This is a genomic window from Arthrobacter sp. lap29 (genome assembly GCF_032458965.1).
Lineage (GTDB): Bacteria > Actinomycetota > Actinomycetes > Actinomycetales > Micrococcaceae > Specibacter > Specibacter psychrochitiniphilus.
The window spans coordinates 381,644-396,744 of record NZ_JAUCEK010000004.1 but is presented as its reverse complement, the minus strand read 5'-3'; the positions used below and the strand labels follow the sequence as shown (position 1 = coordinate 396,744).

The window sequence follows — 15,101 nt, the reverse complement described above, 5'->3', positions numbered from 1 at the left end:
TGTCCAGCGAATGTCACTGGGTAAGCTCAGCCTAAGAGGCGCACTGGGGCAGCGGAACACTTGATGCCCGGCCCGTGGACAGGCTCGCCCCTGCTCTAGTCTGTGGAGGAATCAGCTTCAGTGCTGTCTTCCCTAAAGGGCAGCTCAATCGCCATGGTGGCCCCTCCGCCGGGGGTGTTTTCCAACCTGACAGTTCCCTCATGGGATGCCACGATGGCTGAAACAATGGCCAAGCCGAGTCCGCTGCCGCCGGTGTTCCGATCGCGTGAGGAATCCGCGCGGTAGAACCGTTCAAACACCCGAGGAGCTTCTTCGGCTGAGATGCCGGGGCCATGATCGCGAATCTTGATCACAGAATACTGGGCCTCACCATCGTGGCGGGTCCCGACCATGATCTCGATGGGGGAGCCATCGGGGGTGTAGCGCAGCGCATTGCCCATCAGGTTCGTCACCACCTGACGCAATTTCGCCTCGTCTCCCACCGCAGTGGCAGGGGTTCCGGGGCCGCCGTCGAGCCCGGTGACTCTAAAGGTACGGTCCGTGGCTGTGGCCTTGGCGTCCAGGACGGCGTCGTGGCCAATGATAAGCAGGTCCACGGGCTTGAGCTGCAGAGGACGCTGCTCGTCGATGCGGGCCAGCATCAGCAGGTCCTCGACCAGCTCGCCCATGCGCTTGGCCTCGCTTTCAATACGGCCCATGGCTGTGCCGACATCGTCCGGGGTCTGAAGGGCGCCGTGCCGGTACAGCTCGGAGAAGCCGCGAATAGTGACTAAGGGGGTGCGCAGTTCATGGGAAGCATCAGCCACAAAGCGGCGCATCTTCTTTTCTGACGCTGTCTGTGCAGCAAAAGCATGTTCAATATGGGCCAGCATGGCGTTCAGGGAGCCGGATAGCCGGCCCACTTCCGTGGCGGGATTCTCAATATCCACGCGCCGGGACAGATCGCCAGCAGCAATGGCCGCGGCCGTCTTTTCCACGCGTCCCAGCGGTCTGAAGGAGCGGGTGACCGTCCAATAGGCGATCATGGTGCCCAACGTGACGGCCAGGATGGCAACCCCGGCAATGACCACGGCCAAGCGCTCCATGGTGATGTTGAGGTTTTCGTAGGGAAGCCCCACCACCACATAACCCACATAGGGAGTGCCTCCCTGATTCATTTCCACCGTGCCAAAGCTGAACTTCTGAGGGGCAATAACAGTCACCCGCCACGGAGCTCCGCCATCGCTGCTCGGGACCGAAAACTTCTTACCATTGAGGGCCTGTGCCTCGGCCATGGATAGGCCCGGGTAGACCGGCTTGTCCTGCCCTGAACGGTTTTGATCAGCCAGCGAACCATTGGAAAAGTGGAAACCCACATAGTAGTCGAAGGCAAACGGGGTCTGTCCGGTATTCTGCGAATCCACGGTTCCGTAGCCCACAATGGAGCGCTGGAAAGTGGTCAGCTGCGTGTCCATCTGGTCTTCCAGAAAGGAATGCAGCAAAAGAAACGTTGTGGCTCCCAGCGCCAACAAAGACACACTCAACAGGGCGCTGATGATGGCCACCAGCTGTGAGCGCAGGGAGGCGTTTTTCCACAACGTAATCAATGGACTGGGTGTGCGTTAGCGCTTGTCAGCCGTTCGCAGCACGTACCCCACGCCGCGCTTGGTCTGAATCAGGGCGGGGAGGGAGGCATCAATATCCACCTTGCGGCGAAGATAGGAAATGTAGGATTCCACAATGGAGGCGTCGCCGTTGAAATCGTACTCCCATACGTGGTCGAGGATCTGGGCCTTGGACAGCACACGGTTGGGGTTCAGCATCAAATAACGCAGCAGCTTGAACTCGGTGGGGGACAGTTCCACGGTCTTGCCGGCGCGGCGCACCTCGTGGGCATCGTCGTCGAGCTCCAGATCGGCAACGCGCAGTACCGCGTCATCGTCCTCCGTGGGCTGGGTGCGGCGCAGAACCGCACGGATGCGGGCCACCACCTCATCCAAACTGAAGGGCTTGGTGACGTAATCATCGCCGCCAACTGTCAGGCCTGTGACCTTATCTTCGGTGTCATCGCGGGCCGTCAAAAACAGCACAGGGAAGTGCCGCCCGGCTGCACGCAACCGGCGGGTCACGGTGAATCCGTCCATGTCCGGGAGCATGACATCCAGAACGGCCAGGTCAGGATTGTGCTCCTCAGCAGCAGCCAAGGCATCGCGGCCATTGGCGGCGGCGATAACCTCAAACCCGGCGAAACGCAGGGAAGTGGATAGGAGCTCACGAATATTGGGCTCGTCGTCAACAACGAGCAGCTTGGCTTCAGGTCCAGTCTTTTTCACCATTTCAGTCTCCGACCATTAGCTGGGAATACGCTGGATATTCCGTGGGTATGTACTGTCAGCTTACGCCCAGTTAGTTCCCAGCTGCTAGTAGGGAACCCGAAAGATCTCTTGATGTTTTCCAGCCGGCGCCGTTTTCGGCAGCACCAGACGCTTGCGGAACGCCGTATCCCCAGTCTCCTCACACCAGCGCAATAGCTCCGTCCGCATCCGTTCGAGCTCCGGCGCGAAGGCATTTTCCACGGCCAGGTTGCGCTGCTCTTGCGGATCGGCGGCCAGATCATGGAGCTGCTCGCGGTATTGTCCCCACCCGTATACCGTGTATTTCCAGTGCCCCAGGATGAGCGCCCGGCCCGATGTTCGTGCACCGGGCAATGCTGCTGCGTCCGCGAACGCTGTTTCCACCACCACCGGATTCCCGTCCCGCTGCAGTGCTGATGGTGCGGCGAGGCCCTCCGGCACCTGTATTCCCGCGATTTCGCACAGCGTAGGTAGCAGCCCCAGCACGGCTGCCACAGGCTCAGTGACCACCGCTGCGGGCCGCCCTGGCACCTGCACCAGAAATGGCACCTTAATGCATTCCTGGTACAGGGCAGTCTTTTGGTTCCAGCCGTGCGACGCGTCGCCGTCACCGTGGTCACTGACAAATATGACGGAGGTACTCGCCACATCAATCCCGTCCAGCAGCTGCCCAATGCGTTGGTCAACGCGCTGAACCAGTGCGGCATAGGTGGCGCGGTAGCTGCGCCAGTCATCGGGACTGAATCCAGCCGTGCCGTAGAGACGTGCCGCTGCAACCTGTTCCATGGCTGGTGCCTCAGAGGCGTAGGGCGCCTTATAGAAGTTCGCCGGCAGCGGGGGAGCCTCAGCAACGGCGGCGGCTGGCACATCCCCGTAAGGCATGGGCTGAGAACGGGCGTATTCGCAAATGGTGTGAGGATCGTCAAAGGATGCCACCAGTAGGAACGGGCGTTCGCCACTACGCTGCCCCAGCCAGTCATGGCACGCCTCCACCAGACCCTCGTCGCCGAAGGGGTGGATGGGGGCAAAGCCGTCATTCACGGAAGCGCTGGCCTGGAGGGCATGCCATTTGCCTGCGTAGGCACAGTCATAGCCCGCCGCGGTGAACCAATGGCCAAGTGACTGTGAACCGTGGCCAGGCTCGGAGCGCGGAGCAGCATCTGCAGACTTATTGTTCATGATGCCCAGCTGGTGCGGATATTTTCCGGTAATCATGGAGCTGCGGGCCGGCACGCACAGCGGAAACGGCGTGTAGGCCTGGGTAAAAACCGTGGAGACAGACGCTAACCGGTCAAGGTTGGGCGTTTTGAAATGCGCGTCGGTGGAACGGCTGCGTGCCAGTGCGTGGGCAGCAAACTGGTCGGCCATGATGAGAAGGATGTTCATAGTTGCACTCCCAACGTAGTGTTTGCCAATACTTTCAGTGCTTGGTCGCCGTTCCATGACTGGCCCGCCGCTGCCAAGGCGTTTGAAAGGCTCCCCGCCCAGTGCCGGATTGCGGAGGGATCGGTGATGTTCTCTAATTCGAATGGATCTCCGGCCAGATCAAACAGCTCTGTGGACAGCCCGGAGGCTGGCTGGAAACGGGCAATGAACTTGGTGGAGGCTGTGCGCAACCCCCGGATATCTACATCGGAACTGTTGCGCGGGTAGTAGAAATACAAGGACGACGGCGAACCCAGATTCCCAGCTTCACCCCCCTGAGCGCCACCCCCTTGGGCCCCGCCACCGTGGGCGAGTAACGCAGGCGAGACATCGGTGCCGTGCATTGCTGCGGGGACTTGCTCGCCCAGTCCGAGCAGTCCCAACAGAGTAGGTGCTATGTCCACACTGGATATCCCCACACTGTCCGCGGCAGAGGAGGTCAGGCGCCCGGGCCAGCGCATGACCCACGGTATCCGCATGGACTCTTCGTACGGCACATTCTTGTAGATAAGGTCCTGGCTCCCCATTTGCTGGCCGTGGTCCGAGGTAAAAATGACGAGTGTGTCCTGCGCCAGATGCAGAGCGTCCAGGGTTGCCAGCAACCGTCCCACCTGCGCATCGATGGCAGAAACGGCTGCGTAATAGAGGGGTGCAATAGTGGCGGCCTCGCGCCCGGCGGGGGAGTCGAGGTCCACGTTGGGACGGTTCAATAGCTCTGCGGGGGGAAGGGCGCCGTAGCTGGTGTTGTGCACCAGCGGCAGCTGATCGTAGGGCTGGTGCGGTGGGTTCCAGGAAAGAGCCAAGGCAAAGGGCGTCCGGTCCGCATCCCCGGAGGCCATGGATGCGGCGCGTTCTAGAAAGCCAATGGCCACGTCCGTTTCATGGGCGGCTGACCACCCGGCGACGTTAGTGCGCTGGTGCCGTCCGGCGTCGGAGGTCCAATAGTGAGGGGTGAGGTGCTCATCGCAACAGCCGTAGGAATACCAAAAATCGAAGCCGTGGCGGCGATCCGGCGGCGACCAAGCATCCCAGTACCGCCCATCTTCCAGCGGACCGGTGCCGTGGATGGCATCCTCGGGCACCGGGGCCTCCAAATGCCACTTACCAATGTAGCCGGTGTTGTATCCGGCATCCCTGAGTGCCGAAGCCCACGAGGGGGCATCCGGGCGTAAGCCAACGCCCCAAGTGGCGGTCTGCGAGTTCACATTGTGGGTGACCCCGTTCGCGTCCGGATATTGCCCACTGATCATCATGGCCCGGTGCGGACTACACACCGGGTAGCTGCTGACAGCGTGGGCCAGGGATACGCCGTCGTAGGCCATGGCATCCAGATTAGGGGTGGAAACAGGGTCGCCGCCCGGCTCCAGGCACATGGCCCGGAACTGGTCGGCGACAATGAACAGCAGGTTGGGAGTGGGCACTACTTGCCCATTCCCAAGGTCAGGCCCTCCGTGAGCCGGCGTCCCAGCCAGATGTAGATGGCCAGCATGGGCAGGACTACGATGCAGAGGCCGGCGAAGAGTCCGCCCCAATCAGCACCTGAATAGGTTTGCTGCTGTACAAAGGAAATCAACGCAACGGGCAGGGTGTACTTTTCGGTGGACTGGATCAGTGTCAGCGCCAGTAGCGTTTCATTCCAGTGCGCCACCACCTGCAGAACAAATGCGGTCAGGATGCCTCCCTTGGCCAGTGGGAGGGTGATCTGGACGAAGGTGCGCAGGGCAGTGGCGCCGTCGAGAGCGGCGGCCTCCTCCATCTCCATGGGCAGGCTGCGGAAGAACGCCGTCAGCAGGAATACGGTGAACGGCATGGAACCGGCAATGTAGACCAAGTTCAGCCCAATAAGGCTGTCCGTCAGGTAAACCTTGTTCAGCATCACGAACAGCGGGATCAAGATGACCTGCGCCGGGATACCCAAGCCAAGGATGAAGTACAGGCTCAGCCCGTTGGTCAGGCGGCTTTCCACACGGCTGAGGTAGTACGCAGCGGGTGCTGCCAGAGCCACCGTTATAAACGAGGACACAGCAGTGGTGATGACAGAATTGAACGTTGCTGTGGCAAAGTCACCAACAGTCCAGGCCCGCACGAAGTTGGAGAAGTCTAGGCTTTCCGGCATTCCCCAAGGGCTGGAGAGGATAGAACGGGTGTCGCGGAATGCCTGCAGAACCATCCACAGCAGCATGGCGATGCTGACGGCAACCACAGCCCACAACAAGAACACGCCGATGCTGCGGATGATGTTGCTTTCAGCGCGCAGGGCCGGGCTGACGCCGCGGTAGTTCTTGCTGCGCTTCTTCCCGGGCGTATCGGTGCGTGAATCCGGTGCCTGATTCGGTACCTGGTCGGGTGCGGTGAGAGTAGACATGGGCTGATCCTTAGAATTCAACGGCGTCACGGCGCATAGCGCGGCGCAGGAACACCACGAGGACGGATACCAAGGCCAAAGAGATGATGGCCGAGGCGGTGGCCGCCCCATAGGCAGGTGTGGACTGGCCGGAAAAGGCCGTGACGTACGTGTACACGGCGGTGGTCCAGCTCTGTGTGGGTGGAATACCGGCACCGCTGCTGCCGCCGAATACCCAGATGATCTCAAAGATCTTCACGGAGGAGATGGTCCACAGCACAGCGCAGGTGCCAAACACGTCCCAGGTTAGGGGCAGAATCACATACCTCAGACGCTGCCATGCATTGGCGCCGGCCAGGGCGCAATCCTCGTAGTAGTAAGGAGGAATGCGATCTACACCAGCCATCAAGATGGTGGTGAAATAACCGGTGGTGGTGGCCACCAGTGTGGCCATGATGAGCGGGAAGATGTTGTCTTGGGCCAGCCAAGCGGGTGGTTCAGTGACACCAAAAGGCTTCAGTAGAGTGTTGACCATGCCGCCCGGGTTGAAGATGAAGCCGGCCAGTACGCCGAAGACGAGGGCATTGATCAGGTGCGGGAAGAAGATGACGTTGCGGACAATCTTTTTCCCGGCCATATCCCGCAGCACCAACGTCATGGCGAAGGCAAGGATGAAGATGGCGGCACCAACCACGAACAACAGCAGGAGTGTGTTGCCAAAGGACTTCATAAACAGATCGTCTTGGAATACCCTGATGTAGTTCTTCACGCCTACAAACTTCATGGGGCCGGAGCCGGCCCATTCATGCAAGCTGATCCAGGCCGCGCCGATGGCGGGAATAATGAACAGAAGCGTGTAGACAATGAAGGCGGGGCCAACAAACGGTACAAGAAGCTTGCGCCGCTGACGGTCAATGCTGCTGCCACCCTGCCCCCTCTCCGCGGCTGCTGCCGCGGAAAGGGAGCGGCGGGTTGTGGTGCGTGACATTAGCTGTTGTCCTTCCAGTACTGAACCGTTGCGGTTTTCATCTTTTGGACGAATTCTCCAGCGTTGATCTTGCCAAGGAACAGCTCATCGTTGATGGGCCAGAAGACTTTCTCAACGTAGCCGGGGGCCGTGACGCCGTCGTTCTGTAGGTAGATTTCTTTGGCCCCGTCAATGGACTTCTTCACAGATGCCATTTCCGGAGAGGTGGCTGCATCGGTGCGGATAGGCAGGACTTTAGCTTCGGTGCCGTAGGCGTCCTGGTAGTCCTTCTTCAGCAAGAAGGTGGCCAGTTTCTGAGCCAGTTCCGGGTTCTTGGCTTTTTTGGGAATGGCCCAACCGCCAAAGTCTGCGCGTACCGATGCTGGTTGTCCGGCTTCGGCAGGGAATGGAAAGGATGAGAATTTGAAACCTTCGGAAGCGTAAGTACCTGTTTCCGTCGGGATCCAGGAACCGTTGAGCATGAGCTCGGCTCCACCCGTGGCCCAAACCTGCTGCTGGGCAGGCCACTTGCTGGCGTTATAGCCCTTGATCAGATAATCGCCCTTGACAACTTGTTCAACCCTCTTGGCTGCGGCCAAGACATTCGGAGCATCCCAAGCGGCGCCTGTCTTATCCTGGACCACCTTCGCGAAGGAGCCTGCTCCGTCGGTGCGCACCAGTGCGGTGGTGAACCACATGGAGTTGTAGCCGCCAATGTCGCCGTCGGCTGCCAGCGGAACCTTGCCCTCTGCCTTGTACTTATCTAATAGTGCAATGAAGTCATCCCATGATGCCGGCGGAGCGGTCTCCAGCTCGGGGTGCTGCGCTGCGTCAAACCAGAAACCATCCGATGTGAGGCTGTAGGGCAGCATCCAGGGCGTCCCGTCAGCATCGAGAATGTTGTTCGCAGTAAGGTACTTTTTCGGAATCAGATCGGAAACTTTGGTGCCCTCAACCTCAGCGGCATAAGCATCGCCCAAGGGAAGAGCCTGTCCGGTGTCGCCCAGAATAGGGGCCAGCTTGGCGTAGGAGCCATCAACAATGTCAGGGACATTGTTGGTATTCAGAGCGGGGACGAGCTTTTGGACGTTGGAACGTCCCTGCCACTGGACGTTGACAGTTGCGCCTGTTTCAGCTTCAAAATCCTTAATGGCGCGGGCAATAATCAGTTGCTGCTGCTCGCCCTCTTTCCACATGGACCAGTACGACAATGTACCGCCCTCTGTGCCGCCATCTCCTGGTGAACCGTTGGTGCCGCCACCACAGGCGGAGAGTGCCAAGGCTGCGCCGGCCATCACGGCCAGTGTCCGTGCAAAACGGAATTTGGTTGTCATTGCGTACACCCTTGCTAGAAGTAATTGTGCCCTGCGTGGAGTTGTGCTCTGCGTCACGGGCCAGTGAGAATACTCAAACAGTGAGTAAAGATAGGATTCAATGAGTACTTAGAGTTATCTTTATCTTAGTTTTACCGCTACCCTCAAGGCGTTGACCCATAACTCGCGCATTTAATGGGTAGTGACGCAAAGGTGCGGTGCAGGCTACAAGAGGAATATGCAAAGTACTCATATATTCCTCTCTTATACCTTTGGCAGACTCAAGCGCAGCAGTAGCTGGAGAGGGAACATTGAAGAACACATCACAGGGTAAAAAGATTCGGGACGCGGACACCAGAGAGCTGAAATTTCAAGCTCTGGCGGGCGATCTGCGCCGCGGCATACTGGCTGGGACCTGGGCCGTGGGTGCCAAGTTGCCCACCGAGGCTCAGCTGGCGGCCGAGACCGGCATGTCTCTGACCACTGTGCGCCGGGCCTATGAGGAACTGGAAACGGAACGGTTCGTAGTCCGGCGCCAAGGCGCAGGTAGCTTTGTAGCTGAGCGCCAGCCTGCCCGGCGACGTTCTCGCTTTACGGTGGGTGTTCTCCTGCCAGACACTCAGCTCTATTACCCACGGGTGCTGCAAGGCATTGAGGAAACGCTCTCAAGCCACGATGTCAGCTTGCGCTTGGCTACCTACAACTATGATCCTGCGCGGGAAGATTCAAGTATCCAATTCCTGATCGACTCTGGGGTTGACGGGCTGATCCTGGTGCCCACACTGGCAGGGATTGCGGATCCGAAACAGCGGGTGCGTGAATTGAGTTCGCTCAATGTCCCCGTGGTTTTGCTCGAGCGTAGTCTGATGGATTTGGGCCCAGGGGATAGGACTGAGCATGTTTGCTCGGACCATCAAGGTGGTGCATACGACGCCGTCACCCACCTTTTGGAGTTGGGGCACCCAACGGTTTCCCTCCTGACCAGATCCAACACGCCAACCGAGGCAGCCATTGTGGAAGGTTATAAGCGTGCGGCGGCAGATCTGGGCTTCACTCCTCTGGTGCTGCGGGCGTTGAAGTCGGAGTGGGAATCAGGGGCGGCGGAGCAACTCCTCCAAGAAGTACTCTCCAGCGGTTCAACAGCGGCCTTGGTCTTTGGTGATAGGGAGGCGGCCTTGCTTGAAGCGGCGGCTAGGCGGGCAGGGGTGGCAATCCCGCATGACTTGGCTTTGGTTTCTTATGATGATGAGCTCGCTGATTTGGCTGAAGTTCCCCTGACAGCGGTTGCACCGGCCAAGCATCGGATGGGAAAGATGGCGGCTGAAATCTTGCTGCGCCGACTGGTAGAAGGTGACGACTGCCCCGTCCATCAGGTACGGCTGCGGCCCAGGCTGGTTATCAGGGACTCCTGTGGAGCTAAACACGGCGCTGACACACGCGCCCACAAACTACAACAACGCTAATGAAAGAGAGTCAATCATGCGCTTGGGAATTATTGGGGCAGGTGCGGTGGCCGGATTTCATGCACAAGGAATTGCGGACATTGCGGGGCTAACCCTCACCGCGGTCTGTGACCTGAACGCGGAAACTGCCGGCAACGTTGCCCAACCCTGGGGGGCGAGCGTCTACACCGACTATCAGGAAATGTTGACTGGGGGGGTGGTGGACGCGGTTGTTATTAACACCCCGCACAGCCTGCACAAGGACATGGTGGTGGCTGCCGCATCCCATGGCGTGCACGTGCTGGTGGAAAAGCCTATGGCCACCACGCTTGAGGACGCCAAGATTATGGAGGCGGCCTGCGAGGCAGCCGGGGTAGTCATGGTGGTGGGGATGATCCAGCACTTCATGGCTGAAAAGCTGGCCCTCATGGCGGCGCTTCAGAGCGGTGTCCTGGGCCGGGTGCTGATGATCCACGATTACCGAAGCACCGACTACCGTCCAGGGTCCCGCCCAGACTGGTTCTTTGATAAAGCTGTTTCCGGCGGCGGCGCCTTTATCAACATCGGTGCACACTGCCTGGACCGGAGTTTGTGGATTGGCGGTGCGCCCGCCGTGCGGATCACCTCGAGCACGTTGAACCGATTCGGCGCACCCGTTGAAACTGACGGGACCATGGAATTGCGCCTCGCCAATGATGTGCAGCTACGCATCACTATTGTCTCCGACACTCCGGAAAACATCGATGAAGTACTCGTGGTGGGCGAGCGGGGCACCATCACTGCTGATCCACGCAGAGGTACTTTCATGAAGATCGACGGCGTCCGCACAGTCCTGCACACAAGCTCGGCAGATGATATTCAGAATGCCTTCACGGCCCAGCTCGCTGACTTTCACGCTGCCGTGCGCGGGGCTGCGCCAGCCGTCAGTGGCACGCACGCCAAGCACGTGGTCGAGCTGGTGCTGGCCGCCTACGAATCTGCTCAGAGCGGTGAGTCCGTTGAGTTGACACCGGCGTTGGTGCGCTGAGCTTTTCAAGTACGCTGAGCTTTCGCAAATACGGGGTGGAGTGAAGACGGGGCCACCCCGCGAGAAGGGTATATTTATGCAGCCGTTTCGCGGGTTGGCCCCGTCTTCAGTGGAGCGTGTTATGTCCGGGTGGTTAGCGCTGCAGGCTCAGCTCCACTGTCCGGCCCAGCAGTGTTGCCACCCGTACTGTGACCACCGTGTTGCCAGCTGCATCGCGTGAGAGAGTGGCGCCTGTTCCACCCGTGACGCGGCGGTATTTTGTGCCCTTGAGCGTGATCGCCAAGTACTCGGCAGCATGGGTGGGGTCAGCTACCGCGAGACGGCCGTGACCTGGATTACCCGAATAAAGTACACACGCGGGTCCATTGGCAAAAATGTTACCTACCCAACCTGCCTGCCAGAACACTGCTGCGGATTCCTTGTGTCCTAACGCAACGCCTTGTCCTACAGTGTCATTGCGCAGGATGCGCGGTGCCTTGCGAGCTGCCTTTTCGGTAGTCTTGGCAGTGGCTCCCGGTAGCAGTGCGTAGGCGTAGCTGGCCTTTTTCGGTTGTTTTCCGTGGTCTATGAGCAGCGTGGCGTATTCACGCTGGATGATATCTGCGGGGCCGCCGCTATTGATATTTTTCCACGCCCCCGTGCGCTGTTCGCGCAACACTGTCAGTGCGGTGCTACCCAACAGCAGGTAGCCGCCGGTCCCTTCCACGTGGGCCCATTTCGGGTTTTTGTGGATGCTCGGTGAGCCGGCTGCGGAAGCCACTCTGCGGCCGTCGAGGGTGATCTTCTGGCCTCCCGCAGGGCCCAGATTGCGGTGCTCCACAACGGTCTCCACCCTAGCCTCTGATGGCGAGTGGATGCCGGCCCCGAGCGCCACTACCATGTCCGGGGCGTAAAACCAGGCCTTGCGTGCCTGCATGCCGGTGCCACCCGGGGCGAGGAGGTGCATGCCCACAGCGCCACTGGTGCCCAGGCTGACTCCTCCGGTCCAGTCGTTCCCCGGCGTACGCTCTCCCCACTGCCCCTCAACTCGTGGGGGCAGGGGGGTGGTGTCCACCGTGGTCCCTGGTAGCTTGACCAGATTTGCGGTGGGCCAGAAATTGTCGTCAAAGTGGTCCGCTTTACCCGTGTACAGGTAGGTCATGCCGGAACCGGTCTGGGCTCCTAAATCATTCTCGCCGTTGCCACACTCATACCAGGCGATGCGGTTGCTGCACAGGCCTAGGCTGAGCGCCCAGCCGCTTCCACGGTAAACGGAGCGGTCCATGCCTGCAAAGAAGCTGTGCCCGGAATTCTCAGCGAGTGGACTTACGTGTGCAGCTGCCAAGTCCTTCAGCAGTGCTGTGCGGGGGATCGACGCCCCCGTCATGGGGTGTTCGAAGGTGTTGCGTGAGATCCAGCCCTGGCAGAGCCTGCGCCAGCGCTTGGCAGTGGCAGGGTCCACAGCGCGGGCCAGCCACAGGATCGCTTCAATGGCCATGTCACCATTGTCGTAGCTGCGTTCCTGCGTGCGTGAGATGGCGCGGCCGCGCACAGAATCCATCATCTGGCCATTGTGTATGAACGGCGCGAAGGAATCCTCGACGGTCTTGAACAGGATGTCCCGGCTGGGATCGGAGACGGCGTGCTCGGATTCGCTGAGCAACGAGAACAATTTAGAAAGCCCACTGAGCAGTACCAGCCCATACGTTCCCGTGTACGCGATGGTTGAGTGCTGCACAAACGAGCCGTCGTCAAAGAATCCGTTGCCGCTGGTAACGTACTGCCATACCGGACTCAGTGCATTGATGGCCTGTGCCAACCGGGCCGGGTCATGGCCAACAATGGCGCGGATGATGCTGCCCTGGCAGATGTCCACACGGTTGGCTCCTTGGGAGAGGATAGGCCCGCGCTCTGCCGAGAACTGCTTGGTTGGATCCGGAATGAAATGATCCACGGCGGCCATATACCGTCCCAGTAGTTCCACCGGGACGTGCGATCCCAAGATTGCCAGAGCATCACCCAAGGGACGGGGAACACCGATTTCCCAGTTCCACCAGTTGCCGAATTCCGGTTGTGAGGTGTTGTAAATCAATCTGTTGCCATCTTCCAAAGCGGCCAGCAGATGATGGAGAAGTTCGGCATTGCCCTCATGCGCTGACCCCGGGGTGGCCCACGCCGTAGCCATTTGAGCCAGCCGCTTGTACGTGGTGACCATGTGGGTATCAGCACTGAACGCGGCGTCCGAAAAAATCTGCACACGGTTACCGCCCGGTAGTAGCTTGGAAATTGAGGAGGTCACCTCGGTGTCTAGTCGGACTAGCGCTGTTGCAAATTCGGGATCGCCGGCCGTGATGAGCTTGCGGCCCGTGATCTGATCAACCCAGCGTTCCCGCAAGGCATCAAGCTCCGGAGCCGTGGCGGTCTCCGCGGCCTGAGCCAGCGGAGCAAAACCGCCCGTAAGAAGTCCGGCGAAGGTCAAGGCTCCAGCGCCTTGTAGAATGTGCCGTCTGGTCAGTCCATGCGTCATGGCAAGTTTCCTTTACTCCACGGACGCCGCACTGGATGCAGGGCCCTTTGATACCTAGCAGTACAGAAGCAGCGCAAGAGAGGAATAAAGGACTACTGGTAGGGACCAACCTTTCGGATAGTGCTTTTCTCGCTGCCGTTCCCCGTAGCGCGACGGGATTTTCTTTTCTTACACACCATCCCAATTGGGGCCCGTGAAGGCGCCGAGCGGATCCGCGGCTCCTGTCACAGACCCCAGGGTCACGGCCCGCAACGGACTGTGCTGGCCCGCACCGGCAACCGGGAGCGCTGCGCCATCAAACTCCGGTACCCCGTGCTTGGCAAACCAGCCAGCCAGCTGCGAACGCAAACCCACCAGCGCAGGGTGCGGGGCGGCGTCGTTCATTAAATTCCTGCGCTCACCAGGGTCGGCCACCAGGTCATAGAGCTCGTGCGGGCCGTGCGGGTGGCGGTGCACGTACTTGAATTCGTGGGTGCGGATCATCCGGACCGGGCCGTATTCGTCATAAACCACGACGGCGTCTCCCGCCCTCCCGGACGCCACCCCACCGGAACGCAGCAGCGGGGCAAAGGATGAGCCGGGCCCCGTTTCAAACGGTGCCGGGTCCACGCCGACCAGGTCCAGGATGGTGGCTGCGATGTCGTACGCGGAGAGCAGCTCGTGACGGATAAGGTCGGGGGCAATGCGTCCGGGCCAGTTGAAGATGGCAGGAACCTTGACAGAGGAGTCGTACATGTTCTGCGGGAACGTGCCGTTGCCCTTGCCCCACACGCCGTGGTGGCCGCAATTGAAGCCGTTGTCGCTGCTGAAAATGACAAGGGTGTCCTCACGCAGGCCCAGCTCCTGAAGGTGCGCCATGAGCCGCCCAATAGCCGCATCCATGGCGCTAACGGCGGCAAAGTAGCCCACTAGGGCGCCCCGGACGTCCGGTTCCCCGCCAATCGCCACCCCGTTCACGGTAGGCTGCCACGGGTGCGGCTCCTCCTGCGGGCAGCTCTCGAAGGCGCAGTCCGCGTACAGGTCCTCGAACTCTTTGGGGTGCTGGCCCTTCCACGGTTTGTGCGGTGCCGTGTAGTTCACAGCCAGGAAGAACGGCTCCACTTCTCCAGGTCGGGCTGCAGCTGATTCCTGCCGCCGGGCACCTTCCCGTGCCAGGAAGGCGAGGGCGTCCTCGGTGATGGCGTCGGTCAGGTAGGTGGTGGTTTCCTCGCGCTCGCCGTTGCGGTACATGGTGGCGCCGGTATACGGGCTGCCGCCGCCTTCTAGTCCGTACCAGTGCACAAATCCCTTGCGCGGGGCGTCATTGGCGCCCAGATGCCACTTTCCGGACAGTCCCATCCGGTAGCCGTGATCGGCCAACACGTCGGTGAAGATTTCCTGCCCGGCCAGATAATCCGGGGCCCCGGCTCCGACCTCCACTCCGGTGAGGTAGTCGTGGACGCCGTGTCGGGACGGGATCTGCCCCGTCATGAGGCTGGCACGGGCGGGGGAGCAGACGGGGGAGACGGCGAAGAAATTCTCCAATCTGGTGCCGTTGGCGGCCAGGGAATCCAGCACGGGAGTGTGGATGTCATCATTTCCGGCGCAGCCCAGCGCCCACGGGCCTTGATCATCGCTGAGGATGAAAATGATGTTGGGCTTGCTGGCAGGCTGGCCGGTCACGAGTGCTCCTTCAAAGGTGTTTAACCCTTATCAATACCAGTGTTCCGGCAGAGGAATAAAGGAGGACTCAATAGACCGCAAA

Annotated in this window: 11 protein-coding genes; 2 read left to right on the top strand and 9 right to left on the bottom strand. The window is 60.2% G+C overall.

Annotated features, from left to right (window positions below; all coding sequences use genetic code 11):
* Positions 1-95: 95 nt before the first annotated feature.
* From RY113_RS09410 to RY113_RS09380, 7 genes are all read right to left on the bottom strand, one after another.
* Positions 96-1,586: a HAMP domain-containing sensor histidine kinase gene (locus tag RY113_RS09410; RefSeq protein ID WP_315914341.1), complete on the bottom strand. Its 1,491-nt coding sequence runs from the start codon at positions 1,584-1,586 to the stop codon at positions 96-98.
* 15 nt (positions 1,587-1,601) lie between these two features.
* Entirely contained in the window at positions 1,602-2,312 is a 711-nt protein-coding gene (locus RY113_RS09405) for a response regulator transcription factor (RefSeq protein ID WP_062294031.1), read from the bottom strand.
* An 87-nt stretch (positions 2,313-2,399) separates the two neighbouring features.
* Positions 2,400-3,719 carry a sulfatase gene (locus tag RY113_RS09400; protein WP_110104854.1) on the bottom strand — a complete coding sequence of 440 codons (1,320 nt, stop codon included), beginning with the start codon at positions 3,717-3,719 and terminating at the stop codon, positions 2,400-2,402.
* Complete coding sequence (locus RY113_RS09395) at positions 3,716-5,179, bottom strand: sulfatase (protein WP_315914340.1); 1,464 nt, start codon at positions 5,177-5,179, stop codon at positions 3,716-3,718. The genes RY113_RS09400 and RY113_RS09395 overlap by 4 nt, the downstream gene beginning before the upstream one ends.
* A complete protein-coding gene (locus RY113_RS09390; RefSeq protein ID WP_110104852.1) occupies positions 5,179-6,123 on the bottom strand; it encodes a carbohydrate ABC transporter permease in 945 nt (314 codons plus the stop codon). The genes RY113_RS09395 and RY113_RS09390 overlap by 1 nt, the downstream gene beginning before the upstream one ends.
* Positions 6,124-6,133: 10 nt before the next feature.
* The gene (locus tag RY113_RS09385) at positions 6,134-7,090 is read right to left on the bottom strand and encodes a carbohydrate ABC transporter permease (RefSeq protein WP_110104851.1); all 957 of its coding nucleotides are present in this window, start codon (positions 7,088-7,090) and stop codon (positions 6,134-6,136) included.
* Positions 7,090-8,403: an ABC transporter substrate-binding protein gene (locus RY113_RS09380; RefSeq protein WP_315914338.1), complete on the bottom strand. Its 1,314-nt coding sequence runs from the start codon at positions 8,401-8,403 to the stop codon at positions 7,090-7,092. The genes RY113_RS09385 and RY113_RS09380 overlap by 1 nt, the downstream gene beginning before the upstream one ends.
* A gap of 290 nt (positions 8,404-8,693) precedes the next feature.
* Here RY113_RS09380 and RY113_RS09375 point away from each other — a divergent pair, with 290 nt between their 5' ends.
* Both RY113_RS09375 and RY113_RS09370 read left to right on the top strand, forming a co-directional pair.
* Positions 8,694-9,845, top strand: a complete 1,152-nt coding sequence (locus RY113_RS09375; RefSeq protein WP_315914336.1) for a substrate-binding domain-containing protein — start codon at positions 8,694-8,696, stop codon at positions 9,843-9,845.
* A 16-nt stretch (positions 9,846-9,861) separates the two neighbouring features.
* Positions 9,862-10,851 (top strand): Gfo/Idh/MocA family protein, encoded by a 990-nt coding sequence (locus RY113_RS09370; RefSeq protein ID WP_218867984.1) that lies wholly within the window; start codon positions 9,862-9,864, stop codon positions 10,849-10,851.
* A 133-nt stretch (positions 10,852-10,984) separates the two neighbouring features.
* Here RY113_RS09370 and RY113_RS09365 read toward each other — a convergent pair whose 3' ends face one another.
* Together RY113_RS09365 and RY113_RS09360 are read right to left on the bottom strand one after the other, a co-directional pair.
* On the bottom strand, positions 10,985-13,357 hold the full coding sequence (locus RY113_RS09365; protein ID WP_315914335.1) for a polysaccharide lyase 8 family protein: 2,373 nt from the start codon (positions 13,355-13,357) through the stop codon (positions 10,985-10,987).
* A gap of 168 nt (positions 13,358-13,525) precedes the next feature.
* Positions 13,526-15,019, bottom strand: a complete 1,494-nt coding sequence (locus RY113_RS09360; protein WP_315914333.1) for a sulfatase-like hydrolase/transferase — start codon at positions 15,017-15,019, stop codon at positions 13,526-13,528.
* Between the last annotated feature and the right edge of the window lie 82 nt (positions 15,020-15,101).